Here is a 16,484-nt window from a genome sequence, read left to right as displayed (position 1 = left end):
GTGTGTATCCATGAATGAAGATGGCACGATCTGCGCTGTACCGCCATGTCCCCGTTGGACGCTGAAAAGATGAAAAGGAGCCCCAGCATAGCTAAATCCCTCGCAGAGGCGATAATGCGCCGGCGAGTTTTTTCCGTTGCCCCTTTTGTCGCTCAAGGAAGTCATTTGTGATGTTCGAGATTCAGCCAATGGACGCCGCCACTTTTCGCCAGCAGACCCGGCGCAGCACGATCATCATCGCCGTGCTGTTCCTGGTGCTGGCGATGTTGTTTTCCAGCGTCGCAGTGGCGCTGTTCGGCGAGCCTGGTGGCGATAATCTGCGGTTCAACGTCGGTGGCGTGTTCGTCGCGTTCCTGCTGACGGCGGCGTTGCTGCGCGGGCGCTTCTGGAATCAGAGCTGGATGGCCCCGGCGGTGTACAGCTGGCGGCTCAAGCGCAACCTGATGAGCATCACCAATGTGATGCATCAGGTGACGGCAGCCGTCGAGAAGAATGATCCGACGGCAGTGAAAGTGTTGCGCTTCTATCATCTGGGGCTGACACAAATGCATGAACTGGACGGTAACTCCAGCGATCATGGACAACTGTGGCGGGAAGTCGAAGCGCACAAGGAGCGGATGCAGGCGTTGGGTCTCGACACTGAGCAGAAGCGACTCGACCCGGCCTGGCTGGAAGCCCTGAAGCAGAAGTCGCGTTGATTACAGCGCTCGGCGCAGCCTCCATGAGCGGATCAAACGGCCATACACCAGCAGGTTGACCGCCAGCACCACGCTGCCCAGTGCCAGTTGAATCTGCGGGGTCAGCCCCGCCGGATAGATGATCGGCCAGACGTAATGCTCGATGAAACCGCCGGCGTATTCGGTCTGCCCGGCGGCGTGGCGCATGAGGTTTTCCCAGTAGGTCAGCGGGCAGGTCAGGTGCAACACCTCGACCGCCACGCCCCAGGCCGCTGCCGGCAAATGCAGCCACATCATTCGCGGCCATTTCAGCACCAGCAACCCGCCAAACAGCACGAACAAAATAAAGCACAAATGAAATAGCACCAGCCCGTCGGCTGCGATTCGGTACAGCATGTGGTCTCCCTGACGCGAGTGTGAATGGCGCTATGTTACGCCCGTCAGGGGCTTAAACGTCAGTGCGAAAATCAGCGAATTCGGCGCGCATGCGCCCGTTGTGCTTGGCTTGATAGAGCAGTTTGTCGACCTGTTCGACGAAGTGCAGAGGGTCGTCGCCGGCAGCGGCTTGCGTCGTGCCAACGCCCAGGCTGAGGCTGACCAGCGACGACACCGCAGAATGCGCGTGTGCAATCTGTTGCTGACGAATCAAGTGCAGGCATTTGCGTGCCACCAGACGCGCCGACTCGGCATCGGTTTCGGGCAACAGCCAGACAAATTCTTCACCGCCAATACGCGCGATGAAATCCCGTGGCCGGTTGGCCGCGAGCGATAGCGTCTTGGCGACCTGGCGCAGGCATTCGTCACCTTTGATGTGGCCGTAGTGGTCGTTGTATTGCTTGAAGTAGTCGATGTCGAGCACCAGCAGTGACAGCGGTAATCCGCTGCGTTGTGCACTGGCCCACTCGCGTTCGAGAATCGTGTCGAACATGCGACGGTTGGCGATGCCGGTGAGCCCGTCCTGAAAGGAATACTCTTCGAGTTGCTTCTGCAATCGGATCAGATGCTCTTCGGTTTTCTTGCGTTCGCTGATATCGAACATGAAGCCGACCAGCGCTTCGACTTCGCCGTCCTTGCGCACCACGTGCACCACATCGCGGATCCACACGTAGTCGCCGCTGCTGGTGAGGGCACGATAATCGGCTTCATGATCGACGCCGGCACGCGACTGCGACACGCAGAATTCGACGACGTAATCGCGATCGTCCGGGTGCATGCGCTCGACCCAGTCATTGACCCCGACCCAACTGTCCTGCTGCCAGCCGAGCAGGGTTTCGATCTGCGGGCCGATGTAGCTGAAGGTCATGGTTTTCCAGTCGATCCGCCATGGAATGGCTTTGGTCGATTCCAACAGGGTCTTGTACACGTCATTGTCGATAGCGGTCATGGCGGGTTTGGTGTCCTGGGGAAAATGCAGCGCCAGCATGTTGCTAGCATCGAAAGCTTGCAAGCGGTGGGCCGATGAACGGCCAGTCCAAGCGATTTCCTCCAAGTGCGCAAGATTGTTCAAGCCAGAAAACAGCGTTTACTGGCACAGTCTGCGACCGTTTCTCTGGTTGAAGAGCGTTATGTCTGACTCACTTTTGCCGCGCAGTGCGTTTCTTCGCGGCGCGGCGGCGATCATGCCGTTGTCTCTGGCGACTGCGCCGTGGGGGCTGCTGGCCGGTTCCATGGCGATTGAAGCCAATCTCACCCCGCTGCAAGGGCAGGGCTTGTCGAGCATCGTCTTTGCCGGCGCTGCGCAACTGGTTGCGATTGGCATGCTCAAGGGCGGCGCGGGGATTTTCTCGATTCTGCTGACGACCGTGTTGCTGACGTCGCAGCATTTGTTGTACGGCATGAGCATGCGTTCGGTGATTTCACCGCTGCCGGGGCGTTGGCGAATCGGCCTGGGCTTTTTGCTCACCGACGAGTTGTTCGCCTTGACCAGCCAGCATGACCGCCAGCAGTTCAATCGCTGGTACGCGTTGGGCGTCGGCCTGACGTTCTACATCGCCTGGAATCTCTTCACCCTCGCCGGCATCGTTCTCGGCAGCAGCATTCCTGGGCTTGAGCATCTGGGCCTGGACTTCTCGATCGCGGCAACCTTCATTGCCCTGATCACTCCGGTGGTGCGCAACGTGCCGACCGTGGTGTGCGTGGCGGTGTCGCTGTTCTGCTCGGTGTTGTTCAGTTATTGGCAATGGGGTTCGGCGCTGGTGTTGTCGGGGCTGGCGGGTATGACCGCCGGATTTATCTGCAACAAACTCTATCGGGGGCGCACATGATGGTCTGGGCAGTGATTTTCGGCATGGGGATTCTGGTGTTCCTCAACCGCTACGTGTTTCTCGAACCGCGCTTGCCGGTGCGTTTGAGCAGCAATGCCCGGCAGTTTCTCGGGTTTGCCGTGCCAGGCATGTTGACTGCGATCTGCGGGCCGATTGTATTCATGCCCGACAAACAGCTGAATCTGCAGTGGGACAACCCCTATCTGCTTAGTTCGCTGGTGGCGATCGGGCTGGTGATATACACGCGCAGCACTTTGCTCAGTATGTTGTTGAGCATGGCGTTCTTCTTTGTTTTGCGCTGGTGGTTGTAAGTTGGCCGATTAAAACTGTTCTACGCTGTAAGGATGGCAGTTTACTTGCGACGGGAGGTGGGCATGGCGACTGAGCAAAAACATCCGGAGCCGGATGACGAAGACACAGACGAGCCGACGCAAGAGGAAATCGAACGCGAGAAACACAAGGAACAGACATGGAAGCACGACGATGGCAGGGAGCTGTCCGATCCTGATCGCAAGTTCTGACCCATTGATATGAAAAAGCCCCGCATGAGCGGGGCTTTTTGTTTGTTTCAAAGATCGTCCATCTGCGTGAAGTCGGGGTGTGACGCCCGATATCCCAAGGTTTTGTCGATCCAGGCATTGAGCTCGTTGACCATCACCGGCGGATGGCCGGGATATCCTTCGAGGGTGGTGCGCAGGATACGTTCGATGTCGGGAACGGATCGCAGGTTTCGGGTTTTGATGTAATGGCCGATAAAACAGTCGAGTTCAAAGCGTTCTGTCATCGACAGAAAAATACACTCCAGGCCGCTGACCTGTTTGATTGCAAAATCGTCGCGCAACTTATTTCTCTGCAAGGCTTGTAGAAGTTGTGGGGAGATTCCTGATTTATTGACTCTTTGGTCAACTGGTATACCAATCGGAAATGCGGCGCGCATGCTATCCGTAGTGCATCTAAATGTATGTATGACGATTGAAATGTCAGACCAGTGGTTAATTCATTCGAACGCTTGTTTCAAGGGCCTTGATTCAAGAATGAAACACCACCTGTAAAGCCCGTGCGTCACGTGTAGGAGCTGCCGAAGGCTGCGATCTTTTGACTTTGCTGATCAACAGCAAAAGATCGCAGCCTGCGGCAGCTCCTACAGGGGATAGACGCGAGGGGCGCGGAGATATTTAGGGTTGTTCGAGAATCAGGCTCGCGCCTTGATTGCGCGCATTGCCCACGGCTTTGCCGACTTTGTGCCAGGCGAAGTTTTCGCTGCTGTCGCCTTCGAACAACAGCATCTGTTCGGCGCGTTCGACGGGCGTGGCGGGGTCGAGCCATTCGTGCACCAATTCTGCGCAGAACACCACCGGGCGCCGGTCATGGATATCGAGCATGCCGCCGGCACTGTCAGCGGTGATGATCACGAATCCATCGTCATCGCGCGCCTCGGCACCCGGTGTCGGCAACTGGCCGATAGCCGCGCAGAAAACCGGCGCGTGATCGGCGCGACGAATCAGCCACGGCTGTCGGCTTTTGTCCTCGGCATCGACCCACTCGAACCAGTTGTCGACAGGTACGATCAGACGCTGACGCCAGATCGCCCGGAAGAACGGGCCATGCGCAACTTTCTCCACCCGCGCATTGATCGGTGCTGCACGATCCTTGGCCCAATGCGGGCGCCAACCCCAGCGCAGATTGTCGGCATGCACGCGTTGTTCGTGTTGATGGAGCACCGCCAGCGCAGTGGTCGGCGCCGCGTTGTAGCGGCCCAGCGGTGCATCGCCGACATGGTTGATCAGCGCATCGGGAATGCTCAGCACGGCGACGAAGTCGTGAATGCCACGGTACTGCGAGAGTCTTCCGCACATGAGTTGAACCTCCGGTTGGACGACTTCAGCTTAGTTGCCCTTGCGCATTCAATCCTTGCCGTCTTGTCCGGTGAACGTATCGCGCCACGCCAGCCAGCGTCGTTCCAGCGCCGCGAGCAGGCCGTCGCTGAGTTTGCCCAGCAGGGCGAGGACGATGATCGCCGCCAGGACAATGTCTGGCCGCGACGTTTCGCGACCGTCACTGAGCAAATAGCCGAGGCCTTTGGTCGCGGCGATCAGTTCGGCGGCGACGAGAAACATCCACGCCAGGCTCATGCCGCTGCGCAGTCCGGTGAACAGGCCGGGCAGGGCGGCCGGCAAAAGGATCCGCCGCACCAGTTGCCAGCGACTGAAGCCGTAGATGCGCCCGACTTCCACCAGTTTGCGATCGATATTGCGGATCGCCGCAACGACGTTGACGTACACCGGAAAGAACGCGCCGATCGCGATCAAAACGATCTTCGAAGTCTCGTCGATGCCCAGCCACAGCAATAACAGTGGCACCCAGGCCAGGCTGGGAATCGAGCGTAATGCGGCAAAAGTCGGTTCCAGGTAAGCCTCGGCCTCGCGGCTCAAACCGACCCATGCGGCAAATACCAGTGCCAGGCTGGCGCCGATGGCGAACCCGAGCAACACGCGAATCAGACTGGCGCCGATGTGTTTCCACAAGGCACCTTCAGCGAGGTCGGTCAGCGTCACGGCGATCTCGCTGGGCGCTGGCATCTGGTAGGACGGCAGCCAGCCGATGCGTACGATAATTTCCAGCGCGACGACGATCAGCAGTGGCAGGGCGAGGCCTTTGAGGCGGCGCTGCCATGCCGGGTTGAAAACGGCGGATGGCCGGCGCGACAAGGCGAGCGGCGCGGGCAGGTCTTTGCTGTGACTGGGCATGATGCAGGCTCCGCTCCCGAGCAATCGGCGGCGCGCGCGGATTGCTCGGGAGTCTGGTCAGTTACTGGCGGGCGACGGCTTGCTGCACACCGCTGTCGAGCAACTGATCGATGACTTGATCGACGTTGACGCCACGGCGCACCAGTTCTTCGGAGACCAGAATTGGCGCGGCAGCTTTAGAAGCGCTGACGTCGTTGGCGGTCAATTGCGGGCTGCTCAGGTCGGTACGTGACAGTTGCAGTTTGGCCACGTCCAGCGGCAATCCGGATTCCTTGGCGAGCAGGGCGGCGAACTCTTCAGGGTTTTTCAGCGACCATTCACGTGCCTGTTCGTAAGCCTTGATCACGGTGTCGATGGTGTGTGGATGCTCTTGGGCGTATTGCTCGGTGACACTGACCACGCCGTAGCTGTTAAAAGCTGGATTGCGGTAGAGCAGTCGCGAGCCAGCCTGCACCTGGCTGGCAGCCATGTGCGGATCGAGACCGGCCCAGGCGTCGACGTCACCCTTTTCCAGCGCGGTGCGACCGTCCGGATGTTGCAGATGGACCAATTCCACATCGTCCTTTTTCAACCCGGCCTGTTGCAGGCTGCGCAAGGTGAACAGGTACGGATCGGTGCCTTTGGTGGCGGCGATTTTCTTGCCCTTGAGATCGGCAACGGTCTGCAACGGCGAGTCTTTACGCACCACCAGCGCGGTCCATTCGGCGCGGCTGTAAACGTAAACCGATTTGATCGGGCTGCCGTTGGCGCGACTGAGCACGGCAGCGAGGCTGGCGCTCGAGGCAAAATCGACGCCGCCGCTGTTGAGGTATTCCAGCGAGCGGTTGCTGCCTTGGCTCAACACCCAGCTGACTTTGGTTTGCGGCAGAGCTTTCTCGAGGAAACCAAAGTGCTTGAGCACCAGGCTTACCGGTGAGTAATAGGCGTAGTCGAGATGCACTTCCGCTGGAGCGGTTTCAGCCGCGTGCGCCAGCGGTTGCAGGCTCAGGGCCATCGCGCCAGCGGCCAACAGGGTTTTGAGGCGGGTTAACGGAAAGAACGAGGTCATGGGGCGCTCCGGCAAAGGCACAGGTTTCTTATGTCCAAAAAGATATTTTTGTCGAATGCTTCCTGCATCAATGGAATATTGCAGGCTCTGTGCCATGTGTGCTGAGCGCCGGTTTACAAGGCTTTCAGGGATTTACGCGTTTTTCAGTTGTTGCCTGGCGAACAGTCTGGTGCGGCACTGTTGCTGGACAAACAGTCACAATCGTCAGTGATGAGCTTATGCATTAATCGAATTTCAGAGGCGGATATTAAGAGCGTTATGGTCTATGCAATCCCCATTTGCAGGACGTGCCATGAAGCTTTCCCGTTTCCTTCGCAATGCGCTGACTGTCGCACTGATCACCGCGCCACTTGCCTACGCCTCTGAGCCTGTGGTCCTGCATGTCGGTGACCAGAACTACTACAACATCCGCGCCTCGATCGAGGCATCGGGTGTATTGAAAGATGCGCCTTACACGGTCGACTGGAAACACTTCCAGGCCGCTGCACCGCTCGCCGAAGCGTTGCAAACCGGTTCGCTCGACCTGGGCTTTCTGGGTGACTCCGGTTTTCTGTTTCTCGCCGCAAAACAGGCGGCGGTGAAACTGATCGGGGTGTCACGGCAGAATCCGGACACCATCGCCTTGCTGGTGCCGAAGGATTCCCCGGTGAAAACCATCGCCGACCTCAAGGGCAAAAAAGTTGCCTATTGGCCCGGTGCCTGGAGCCAACAATTGACCTTGCGCGCGCTGGAGCAGGGCGGTCTGCCGGAAAATTACGTCGACTTCGTCAAGCTGATGCCGATTGATGCGGCAGCCGCATTGCCGCAGGGCAGCATCGATGCCTTTCCGGTGTGGGAACCGTACATTTCCCAGCAGATCGTGTTCTCCGGTGCACGGCCGATTCTCACCGCGAAAAACCTGATGCCGGGCCTCAGCGCGATTGCCGCCTCTACGCCGTCCATCGACAGCAAGCGTGCGGCGATCGCTGATTTTCTCGGGCGTTTGAAGCAGGCGCGGGCTTGGGTCGACAGCCACACTGACGAGTACGCCGATCTGTGGGCGAAGAAGGCCAACCTTGATCAGCAGGTATCGCGCCACTGGTTGCGCCAGGCACACATGACCGTAGGCCCGGTGGATCAACAGGCGTCGGCCGATCTGCAAAGCACCGCCGACTTCCTCTTCAAGGTCAAGGCATTGCCAGCGCCGCTGGCCACAGCGGCGATTATCGACCCGTCCTTTGCGCAGGCATTGGCACACTGAACGAGCGCTGGAACCAAACCCTGTGTACCTTATCCAACCTCGGCTCGCAGATCGGAGCGCAGGGATGGATAGGGGCGAGGGAGTTTTGCCAATCGACAACATGACCAGCGCGGTCGGGCTCAAGGCAAAACATGACATCGGCATTCAAATTCATATGCGCAGCGGCCATCGCTCTGGGGCTGGCCGGTTGCATCGCCGCGCCCATCGAAATGACTGCGCAGACCGAAACCCGCCTCAAGGCCCAGGCGCCGGTGCGCTTTCTGCTGACGTTCGATGACGGCCCCAGCGCTTCGAGCTTGTGGAACCCGTCGGCAACAGTGCTCGACAGTCTCAAGGACAATCCGCTGCAAGCGAATATCAAAGCGGTTTTTTTCGTCCAGACCCGCGCGCCCCGGGCCGGCAACAGCGAGATTGGCCGAGGCATCATGCGCCGCGAATACGCCGAAGGGCACATCCTCGGGTTTCACACCGCAACCCACTGGCACACCAATCATCGCTCGCTCGACCCGCAGGAGCTCGAAGCCTCACTGAGCAATGGCACGGCGGACATTGCGGCGATCACCGGGGCGCCACCGACGCTGTTGCGTCCGCCATTCTGGAATTACGACAAACGCACCTTCGGCGCCTATCAGCAGCACGGCTTGCACGTGCTGCTCACCGATTTGAGCGCCAATGACGGCAAGATCTGGGGTTTCAACGCCAGCCCGCGTCGACGGGCGAACCTGTTGCGCCAGCTCTCGGAAGTGCGCGAGCGCATTGCCCTCGGCGAATTTCCCAGCGTGGACGGGGTGACGCCGGTGGTGGTGACCTTTCATGACCTCAACCGCTACACCGCACGGCACACTCGCGAGTACTTGCAAATCCTCCTCGACAGCGCCGCGGCGACGGGCGTGAAACTGGCGGACAAGCCGTTCTATGACGACCACGACGCACTCGAGAAAGCCGCGCTGGCACGCACGGTTCAGCAGAGTTCGGAGTCGGTCGAATTGCCGGGGATCTGGAACTGGATCTGGGATCACGACGCTCATTGAGAGGTTGCGCAGGAAATGTGATGGGCTTGGCATTCTTGTATCGGGCAGGACACAAATTGCTCATCTATGCTCTATCGATCGAATCGATCCATCGCCTGCGAGGCGTCCGTCCATGCTTGCCATAACCGACATTTGCCGCATCGTCGAGTCAGGCTTTCCTGCATTCAAGTGCGACTGCATTCCGACGAACCAGGGACTGCTGCAAATCAAGGTTTATGAGCCAGCCAGCGGACGTGTCGAGTTGCTGCTCAATGGGGTATCCCCGGAACACCTCGTCACGATCCGTGACATCTCCAACTTTATCGGTGAGCTGCGCACGGAAATGAGTGCGGGGCGGCGGGCCTTCGCCGGTTAACCCTCATAGACGCCGGCGAAACGCCTCGATGATGCGCACCGTTGCATCGTTGGTGTTCAAGTTGTGCACGGCGTCGAGCGGATGCCAGATGCAATCGACGATTTCGTTTTGCGGGCGCACGTCGTCGATATTCAGCACGGATGCCTCGTAGACGTGATGCCGCGTGCTGCCGGTTTGCAGTTCCATGAGATACAACACAGCCTCGGCATCCAGCCCGGTTTCTTCCTGCAATTCACGCACGGCAGCGTTCGCCCGGGTTTCCCCTGGCTCGACTTTGCCACCGGGCAAGGTCCAGCAGCAGCGGGGTTTGCGCACCAGGAGGACGTGGCGATCCTGTTCGCAAATGACGGTTGCGCGTACTTTCATCTGTTACCTGTTTGTTGCCTGTCACAATAATGTAATGAAACTGCAATATTCGAGCCGCGAGCCCATTTCAAGGTTCCGTCGGAATATGGAGCGCTCGCCTGTGCGAAAAGTGCCAGAGCCCTGACCGGCAATCGCCGCGACGCCCGGTTGGCACCGCAGCGCAAACTCGGTGTAAGGTAAATGCGTGAGGCTGAACCCACCGTTAGCAAAAACAGGAGGTGCCCATGAGCATTGCGATGTTGAACAAGATGCACATGAATGGTTACGACGTGCTCAGCGTAAACAACGGCCCCTGGCGGGTTTGTACCGAGGGCGACCGGCTGGCGTCTTTCGCCAGCAGAGAGGAGGCGCTGGCGTATGCCGCAGCTCTTCCCGGCTACAAAAAACGCTCGCCGCGCGCGCAAAGTCACACGGCCAGTTGAAGCCATAATGGAAAAGCCCCGGTATTTGCCGGGGCTTGTTGTTTGGGCGTTGCCTTGAAGGGTGTCAGTGGACCTTGGTGCGGCTGATCGCCCGGGCCTTCACTTCCTTGGCATACAGTTGCAGCCGTTCCTCATCGCTCTGCAACACTTCGCAAGACCTCAAAACAGTCTGGGCGTCTGCTTCGTTGCCGGATTTGCGCAGTTGTTCGGCGATCCGCTTGAGGTCGACGGCCGACCAACGCAGATCCGATGCGACACTTTGCAGGTCGCGCTGAAGTTCGTGTTCGTATTCATTGAGCCGCATGATCACCTCCGGAACATTCTCGGTAAAACAGAGTAGTCGCATTTTTCAGCGGTCGCAGGTCTCGTCCGTCGCCGGGCTCGGTGGATGTGAAAAATTGTCCAAACTTCCCCCGAAGCGTGTTGCCGCGATGGATGTCCACACAGTTAAACGGTACATTCGCTTTTTTTCAGAACAGGGCAACAGCATGCGGATTTGGATCGGGAGTTTGGCGTTGGCCATGTTGGCAGGTTGTTCGTTGCCGGCATCGCTGGTACCGGGTGAGCCGAATGTCAGCAAGACCAGTGACAAGGCACCCAAGGATTATGCCGCGTGTGTATTACCGTTGTGGCAGCAGGACGTTGCGAAGACCACGCAGACGTCGATCTCCAACGGTTACCGCATCACTGCGCCGAGCATCATCACCGCTGATGAAATTCTCGATGTCGTCAAATACAAGAATGGCAGCCGGGTTTCGTTGTATCAGGGGCCACCGTGGGCGAAGTCCGGCTCGTTGCGCAAATCGGTGCGGGACTGCCTGTAACGATCGCATCGGCGGATAACAATCAGGTGCAAAAAAAGCAGAAACCGGATCAACGGTTTCTGCTTTTTTTTGCTTGCAGGTTCGGCGAGGTTCAGTCGGTGATGTCGGTTAAAGGGATGCTGCCGACGTTGCCCTTTTTCTCGCGGCGCTCCTGAATCCAGTCTTCCACTTGCTGGCCAAACTCCGCCGGCGCCTTGCGGCCAACCTTTCTGGCGATGTCGAGGATGGTCTGTTGCGCGAGGGCTTCTTCCATGCGTTTTTGCGCAGTCATCATCGCGCCGTGGATCGAGCAGGTGCCCTCAATGGCCCATTCCGGCGGATTACCCTCAAACAGGGCGCAACGCCCACGAATATCGCGGCATTCGAAAATATTCTTGCGCCCGTCGATGGCATTGACGATGTCGAGCAGGGTGATTTCGTCTGCCGGTCGCGCCAGGCTGAAGCCGCCGCGCACGCCTTCACTGGCGACCACCAGTTTGCCTTTGGCCAGTTTGGTGAAGATCTTCGCCAGGTATTCCACCGGTACGCCCTGCAATTCGGCGAGATCGCGCACGCTGGCCTCGCGACTGTCGCCGCCGTTGCCTACCAGAAAGGCCAGGCAATGTATGCCGTATTCGACACCTGCACTGTAAAGAGACATAGATAAGTCCGACTTGATTTGTCGTAAATACTATCATCCTGAGCGACCCTCGACAATCTCCTGTGCGGGACCGAATCCCGGTGTTTTCGGGCTTTAACCCAACAAATAAGCGGTAAAATTTGCCGTGTTCAATTTTAAAAGTATCGTTATTTTAGATAAAACCTATCGAATAATCTGACTTGTCGGCTGTATGTCCGACCAATACAGTCGGCGCTATCGGAAGGGCAGCAACAAGCCTCCGGCAAATTTCGTGACACCTCTTTCCACGGTTCGGCTTTTCTGGAGACACACAATGAAGCAGCAGATTCTGGTGATCGGCGCAGGTTTTGGCGGTATGTGGTCAGCATTGAGTGCGACACGCCTGGTTGATCTGCACGGTCGCGACGACGTCGAAATCAGCGTTCTGGCACCGCAGGCAGAGCTGCGCGTGCGTCCGCGTTTCTACGAACCGAACGCCCATCAACTCGCGGCACCGCTGGCGGAACTGTTCGAAGCAGTCGGCGTTCACTTCATCAAGGGTGCCGCCGAAACGATCGATGTCGCCGCTAAAACCGTCGGTTATCGCGATGCGACAGGCGTGCAGCAGGTGTTGCACTTCGACAAACTGGTGTTGGCCAGCGGCAGCGGTCTGGCCCAATCCGCCACCCCGGGCGTTGCGCAACACGCTTTCGACGTTGATCAGATCGAGGCGGCGATCCGTCTGGAGACGCATCTGAAATCCCTCGCGAATCTGCCTGACAGCCAGGCACGCAATACCGTGGTAGTCGCCGGTGGCGGTTTCACCGGCATTGAAACGGCGACTGAAATGCCCGGGCGTCTGCGCGAAATTCTTGGCGAGCAGGTCGACATCAAAGTGATCGTCGTAGATCGCGGGCAGAAGATCGGCGCTTCGATGGGCGAAGAGATCAGCCAGTCGATCATCGAGGCCAGCGCAGAACTGGGCGTTGAATGGCGTTTGGGTGTGTCGGTGCAATCGGTCGATGCTGACGGCGTGACGCTGTCGGACGGGCAACACATCGAAGCGAAAACTGTGGTCTGGACCACCGGCGTGCGCGCCAGCTCGCTGACCGAGCAGATCCCGGCCGAGCGCGACAAACAGGGACGACTGCACGTCGACGCGCACCTGAAGGTCATCGGCCAGGACGACATCTTTGCCACCGGCGACGTGGCCTACGCCGCCACCGACGACATCGGCAACTACGCGCTGATGACCTGCCAGCACGCTATTTCGCTGGGCCGTCACGCCGGTAACAACGTCGCGGCGCAGCTTCTCGGCATCGATCCGACGCCGTACAGCCAGCCGAAATACGTGACCTGCCTGGACCTTGGCGCATGGGGCGCGGTTTACACCGAAGGCTGGGATCGCCAAGTGAAACTGGTCAAGCAGGAAGGTAAAACCCTGAAGACCCAGATCAACACCCAGTGGATTTATCCGCCAGCGGCTGATCGCGTGAGTGCGCTGGCGGCGGCTGACCCGATGATTCCTGTGGTCGCGTAACGAAAGCCTTGACCAACAAATCCCGCTCACTGAGCGGGATTTTTTTTGCCTGCACTGATTCCTGCACGACAGGGCTATGACTAAAAGTCATTGCCCCATGATTTTTAATGGTTACGGCCGGCTCATTACCCGGTGTTAAAAAATCGCAAACACAGCTCATCAATAACAACCAGAGAGCGTTTGCAGCCATGTCGCATTTGTCCCGCCGCATTTCCCCACGCCCGTTATTGACCGCGCTCGCCATCCGGCCGGCGTGAGCTATCGAACATCCCTCGTATCGCAAGAGAGTAATGACTGATGAAAGAACTCGACCTGTACATCGGTGAAGGTTTCGAAGGCCCGGGCGTGAACGCCGCACACATCAACATCCTCATCGGCCCGCGCAACGGCCCGGCCGGGCAGGCGTTCGCCAACAGCCTGGCGTCGCCAAGCCAGGGTCATTGCCCGTTCATGGTGATCGCGCAGCCAAACATTCCGGTCAAGCCGATGACCCTGTATGTGAACAAAGCCGCGATCAACAGCGACCTGCACGGCAATGCCACGTGGGGCGCCTCGCAAGCCGGAATCGCCAAAGCGGTACTCGAAGCGTTGCTCGACGGCACCTTGCCGCCGGAAGCCGAGGACGAGTGGGCGATCGTCACCGCCAACTGGGTCAACCCGGCCTGCGACGACCTCGATGCGGTGTACCAGAACAACTACAACGCCTGCCGCACTGCGATCCGCGCGGCGCTGACCGGCAAGCCGCAAATCGCGCAACTGAAAGATGTCGTGGCGCACATCAGCAACCCTTTCTACACGCCAAAAGCCTGAGGTCCGCGCCATGCAATATATTCGTTTGGGCAACTCCGGCCTGCAAGTTTCGCGTCTATGCCTGGGCACCATGAACATGGGCACGCCAGACTGGAAACCGTGGATCTTCAATGAAAAACAGAGCGAGCCGATTGTCGCGCACGCATTGGCCAACGGCGTCAATTTCATCGACCTGGCGGATTTCTATTCCGCCGGTGTCGGCGAAGAAGTGGTCGGGCGCATCGTCAAGCGCCTGGCCCGTCGCGAAGATCTGGTCATCACCACCAAGGTCGGTTACGGCACCCGTAGCGGCATTAACGCCAGCGGCCATTCGCGCAAGCACATCATGGACAGCATCGACGCCTCGCTGAAGCGTCTGGACATGGATTACGTCGACGTGTTCATGCTGCATTATTTCGACGTGAACACCCCGGTCGAAGAGACCATGGGCGCGCTGAACGACATCGTGCGTTGCGGTAAAGCCCGCTACATCGGTGTGTCGACGATGCTGACCGGGCAACTGGCGAAGATCCTCATGGCCTGCGAGCGCAACGGTTGGGTCAAGCCGATCAACATGCAGCTGCAACTGAACTGCGCCTACCGCGAAGAAGAGCGCGAAATGATTCCGTTCTGCCGCGATCAGGGCATCGGTGTCTCGGTGTTCAGTCCTTTGGCGCGCGGTCTGTTGACCGGTGACGTGCAATCGACCCGTAACCAGACTGACTTTTTCACCCAGCAGATGTACAGCGACGAAGCCTCGTTCGAGATCGCGCATTCGGTGCAGCGCGTGGCCCGTGCTCGCGGCGTATCGAATGCGCAGATCGCGCAGGCGTGGGTGGCCAATCATCCGGGTGTCGATTGCATGCTGGTCGGCGCCGACACCACGGCGCAATTCGACAGTGCGCTGGCCGCACTTGAAACCAGGCTCGATGCTGACGAGTTGCACGAGCTGGAGCGCAATTACACCCCGTGCGACGTGATCAACGACTACACCGCTGGTAAACGCATTCTGCGTTCGGCCCGTCCGGGGCTGGAGCGTTTCACTCTGCAAGGGGCAGTGGCATGAGCGATTTGATCCGTCACGGCAACTTCATCGACGGCCAGTGGGGCAAGGGCGGCGTGACCTATGCGGTGCGCAACCCGGCCAATAATGAGCTGATCGCCGAGGTGCAAAAGGCTGGTGCTGAAGAAACCGGCTTGGCCATCGACGCCGCTAACCGCGCACTGCCGGCATGGCGCAAATTGACCGCGAAGGAACGCAGCCAGCGTCTCAAGCGCTGGAGCGATTTGCTGCTCGCCAACCAAAGGGATCTGGCCACCTTGCTCAGTCGCGAGCAGGGTAAACCGTTGGCCGAGGCGATGGGCGAAGTGGTCTACGCGGCGAGTTTCCTCGAATGGTTTGGCGAGGAAGCCAAGCGCGCCTACGGTGATGTAATCCCGAGCCACAAGGCGGATGCGCGGATCATTGTGGTCAAGGAAGCCATCGGTGTGGTCGCCGCGATTACACCGTGGAACTTCCCGCTGGCCATGGTCACTCGCAAGGTCGGTCCAGCCTTGGCGGCCGGTTGCACAATGATTCTCAAGCCGTCTGAAGAGACGCCGTTGTCGGCCTTCGCCTTGGCGGTGCTGGCCGAGCAGGCGGGTATTCCGGCGGGCGTATTCAACGTCGTTTCCGGCGATGCCGTGGCGATTGGCGGTGCGCTGCAAGCGTCGAGCGTCGTGCGCAAATTGTCTTTCACCGGCTCGACCCGTACCGGCAAATTGCTTATGCGCCAGGCGGCCGACACGCTGAAAAAAGTCTCGCTGGAACTGGGCGGCAACGCGCCGTTCATTGTCTTCGACGACGCCGATCTGGACGCGGCAGTCAAAGGCGCAATGGCCTCGAAATTCCGTAACACCGGGCAGACGTGCGTGTGCGTGAATCGCTTCTTTATCCAGGATGGCGTCTATGAAGCCTTCACCGGCAAGCTCGCCGAAGCAGTCGCAGCGATGCGCGTCGGCAGTGCGCTGGAGGGAGAAACCGAGCAAGGCCCGTTGATCAATGCGGCGGCGCTGGCCAAAGTCGAAAGGCATGTCGGCGATGCATTGGAGAAGGGCGCCACGCTGTTGTGCGGCGGCCGTCGTCACGCGCTCGGCGGTACGTTCTACGAGCCGACCATTCTGACTGAGGTCAGCGGCGACATGCTCATCGCCCAAGACGAAACCTTCGGCCCGGTGGCAGCATGCTTTCGTTTCAAGGACGAGGCCGAAGTGCTGGCACGGGCCAATGACACGCCATTCGGTTTGTCGGCGTACTTCTACAGCCGCGATATCGGCCGGGTCTGGCGCATGGCCGAAGGTCTGGAGGCAGGCATGGTCGGGATCAACGAAGGGATCATCTCGACCGAAGTGGCGCCGTTCGGCGGGATCAAGGAATCGGGCCTCGGGCGCGAAGGGTCGAAGTACGGTCTGGATGACTATCTGGAGATCAAGTACCTGTTGATGGGCGGTCTCTGACCCTCAGCGAAGATCCCCTTTGCGGGAGCGGGCTTGCTCGCGAATGAGGTGTATCAGTCAACGCTTATATGAACTGACACTCAGCCT

The 16,484-nt window shown here is 59.0% G+C and carries 22 protein-coding genes; 13 read left to right on the top strand and 9 right to left on the bottom strand.

The annotated features are described in order from the left end of the window. Window positions 1–170 precede the first annotated feature (170 nt). Window positions 171–698 (top strand): DUF3087 domain-containing protein, encoded by a 528-nt coding sequence (locus QOL84_RS08015; RefSeq protein ID WP_283436843.1) that lies wholly within the window; start codon window positions 171–173, stop codon window positions 696–698. Here QOL84_RS08015 and QOL84_RS08010 read toward each other — a convergent pair whose 3' ends face one another. Then, on the bottom strand, window positions 699–1,073 hold the full coding sequence (locus QOL84_RS08010) for a DUF2784 domain-containing protein (protein WP_129392584.1): 375 nt from the start codon (window positions 1,071–1,073) through the stop codon (window positions 699–701). It abuts the gene before it with no gap. Between the two features lie 52 nt (window positions 1,074–1,125). Further along, window positions 1,126–2,061 (bottom strand): GGDEF domain-containing protein, encoded by a 936-nt coding sequence (locus QOL84_RS08005; RefSeq protein WP_283436842.1) that lies wholly within the window; start codon window positions 2,059–2,061, stop codon window positions 1,126–1,128. 181 nt (window positions 2,062–2,242) lie between these two features. Between QOL84_RS08005 and QOL84_RS08000 the strand changes: the two genes are divergently transcribed. From QOL84_RS08000 to QOL84_RS07990, 3 genes are all read left to right on the top strand, one after another. Continuing rightward, the gene (locus tag QOL84_RS08000; RefSeq protein ID WP_129392590.1) at window positions 2,243–2,941 is read left to right on the top strand and encodes an AzlC family ABC transporter permease; all 699 of its coding nucleotides are present in this window, start codon (window positions 2,243–2,245) and stop codon (window positions 2,939–2,941) included. After that, window positions 2,938–3,252 carry an AzlD domain-containing protein gene (locus QOL84_RS07995; protein WP_064389414.1) on the top strand — a complete coding sequence of 105 codons (315 nt, stop codon included), beginning with the start codon at window positions 2,938–2,940 and terminating at the stop codon, window positions 3,250–3,252. Before QOL84_RS08000 ends, QOL84_RS07995 begins: the two co-directional genes overlap by 4 nt. A gap of 63 nt (window positions 3,253–3,315) precedes the next feature. Continuing rightward, a complete protein-coding gene (locus QOL84_RS07990) occupies window positions 3,316–3,462 on the top strand; it encodes a hypothetical protein (protein ID WP_164979428.1) in 147 nt (48 codons plus the stop codon). 47 nt (window positions 3,463–3,509) lie between these two features. Here QOL84_RS07990 and QOL84_RS07985 read toward each other — a convergent pair whose 3' ends face one another. The 4 genes from QOL84_RS07985 to QOL84_RS07970 all read right to left on the bottom strand — a co-directional run bounded on the left by QOL84_RS07985 (window position 3,510) and on the right by QOL84_RS07970 (window position 6,736). Beyond that, entirely contained in the window at window positions 3,510–3,782 is a 273-nt protein-coding gene (locus QOL84_RS07985; RefSeq protein ID WP_129396115.1) for a hypothetical protein, read from the bottom strand. 334 nt (window positions 3,783–4,116) lie between these two features. After that, window positions 4,117–4,797, bottom strand: a complete 681-nt coding sequence (locus QOL84_RS07980) for an SOS response-associated peptidase (RefSeq protein ID WP_283436841.1) — start codon at window positions 4,795–4,797, stop codon at window positions 4,117–4,119. A gap of 48 nt (window positions 4,798–4,845) precedes the next feature. Then, the gene (locus tag QOL84_RS07975) at window positions 4,846–5,688 is read right to left on the bottom strand and encodes an ABC transporter permease (RefSeq protein WP_283436840.1); all 843 of its coding nucleotides are present in this window, start codon (window positions 5,686–5,688) and stop codon (window positions 4,846–4,848) included. A 61-nt stretch (window positions 5,689–5,749) separates the two neighbouring features. Then, on the bottom strand, window positions 5,750–6,736 hold the full coding sequence (locus QOL84_RS07970; RefSeq protein WP_283436839.1) for an aliphatic sulfonate ABC transporter substrate-binding protein: 987 nt from the start codon (window positions 6,734–6,736) through the stop codon (window positions 5,750–5,752). 292 nt (window positions 6,737–7,028) lie between these two features. Between QOL84_RS07970 and QOL84_RS07965 the strand changes: the two genes are divergently transcribed. The 3 genes from QOL84_RS07965 (at window position 7,029) to QOL84_RS07955 (ending at window position 9,362) form a co-directional block, all read left to right on the top strand. Beyond that, window positions 7,029–7,976: an ABC transporter substrate-binding protein gene (locus QOL84_RS07965; protein WP_283436838.1), complete on the top strand. Its 948-nt coding sequence runs from the start codon at window positions 7,029–7,031 to the stop codon at window positions 7,974–7,976. Between the two features lie 131 nt (window positions 7,977–8,107). Then, the gene (locus tag QOL84_RS07960) at window positions 8,108–9,007 is read left to right on the top strand and encodes a polysaccharide deacetylase family protein (RefSeq protein ID WP_283436837.1); all 900 of its coding nucleotides are present in this window, start codon (window positions 8,108–8,110) and stop codon (window positions 9,005–9,007) included. Between the two features lie 112 nt (window positions 9,008–9,119). After that, entirely contained in the window at window positions 9,120–9,362 is a 243-nt protein-coding gene (locus QOL84_RS07955) for a DUF1652 domain-containing protein (protein WP_283436836.1), read from the top strand. Between the two features lie 3 nt (window positions 9,363–9,365). On the opposite strand, the gene QOL84_RS07950 is transcribed toward QOL84_RS07955, so the two are convergent. Continuing rightward, window positions 9,366–9,728, bottom strand: a complete 363-nt coding sequence (locus QOL84_RS07950; RefSeq protein WP_283436835.1) for an NUDIX hydrolase — start codon at window positions 9,726–9,728, stop codon at window positions 9,366–9,368. Between the two features lie 224 nt (window positions 9,729–9,952). Between QOL84_RS07950 and QOL84_RS07945 the strand changes: the two genes are divergently transcribed. Further along, on the top strand, window positions 9,953–10,150 hold the full coding sequence (locus tag QOL84_RS07945) for a DUF2188 domain-containing protein (protein WP_129392615.1): 198 nt from the start codon (window positions 9,953–9,955) through the stop codon (window positions 10,148–10,150). Window positions 10,151–10,214: 64 nt separating this feature from the next. On the opposite strand, the gene QOL84_RS07940 is transcribed toward QOL84_RS07945, so the two are convergent. After that, on the bottom strand, window positions 10,215–10,454 hold the full coding sequence (locus QOL84_RS07940; RefSeq protein ID WP_008085812.1) for a hypothetical protein: 240 nt from the start codon (window positions 10,452–10,454) through the stop codon (window positions 10,215–10,217). A gap of 184 nt (window positions 10,455–10,638) precedes the next feature. On the opposite strand from QOL84_RS07940, the gene QOL84_RS07935 reads away from it, so the two are divergent. Next, on the top strand, window positions 10,639–10,974 hold the full coding sequence (locus tag QOL84_RS07935; RefSeq protein ID WP_129392619.1) for a hypothetical protein: 336 nt from the start codon (window positions 10,639–10,641) through the stop codon (window positions 10,972–10,974). Between the two features lie 91 nt (window positions 10,975–11,065). Here the strand turns inward: QOL84_RS07935 and QOL84_RS07930 are convergent, their stop codons facing one another. Next, entirely contained in the window at window positions 11,066–11,614 is a 549-nt protein-coding gene (locus QOL84_RS07930) for an RrF2 family transcriptional regulator (protein ID WP_129392622.1), read from the bottom strand. Between the two features lie 292 nt (window positions 11,615–11,906). Between QOL84_RS07930 and QOL84_RS07925 the strand changes: the two genes are divergently transcribed. The 4 genes from QOL84_RS07925 to QOL84_RS07910 all read left to right on the top strand — a co-directional run bounded on the left by QOL84_RS07925 (window position 11,907) and on the right by QOL84_RS07910 (window position 16,397). Continuing rightward, a complete protein-coding gene (locus QOL84_RS07925; RefSeq protein ID WP_283436834.1) occupies window positions 11,907–13,112 on the top strand; it encodes an NAD(P)/FAD-dependent oxidoreductase in 1,206 nt (401 codons plus the stop codon). 297 nt (window positions 13,113–13,409) lie between these two features. After that, complete coding sequence (gene fae, locus QOL84_RS07920) at window positions 13,410–13,922, top strand: formaldehyde-activating enzyme (RefSeq protein ID WP_129392628.1); 513 nt, start codon at window positions 13,410–13,412, stop codon at window positions 13,920–13,922. A gap of 10 nt (window positions 13,923–13,932) precedes the next feature. Further along, complete coding sequence (locus QOL84_RS07915; RefSeq protein ID WP_129392632.1) at window positions 13,933–14,967, top strand: aldo/keto reductase; 1,035 nt, start codon at window positions 13,933–13,935, stop codon at window positions 14,965–14,967. After that, window positions 14,964–16,397: an NAD-dependent succinate-semialdehyde dehydrogenase gene (locus QOL84_RS07910; RefSeq protein ID WP_283436833.1), complete on the top strand. Its 1,434-nt coding sequence runs from the start codon at window positions 14,964–14,966 to the stop codon at window positions 16,395–16,397. Before QOL84_RS07915 ends, QOL84_RS07910 begins: the two co-directional genes overlap by 4 nt. Window positions 16,398–16,484 lie beyond the last annotated feature (87 nt).

Origin of the sequence: Pseudomonas helmanticensis (assembly GCF_900182985.1) — a bacterium.
In the GTDB taxonomy this organism is placed as follows: domain Bacteria; phylum Pseudomonadota; class Gammaproteobacteria; order Pseudomonadales; family Pseudomonadaceae; genus Aquipseudomonas; species Aquipseudomonas helmanticensis.
This window is presented reverse-complemented; position numbering and strand designations above follow the sequence as displayed.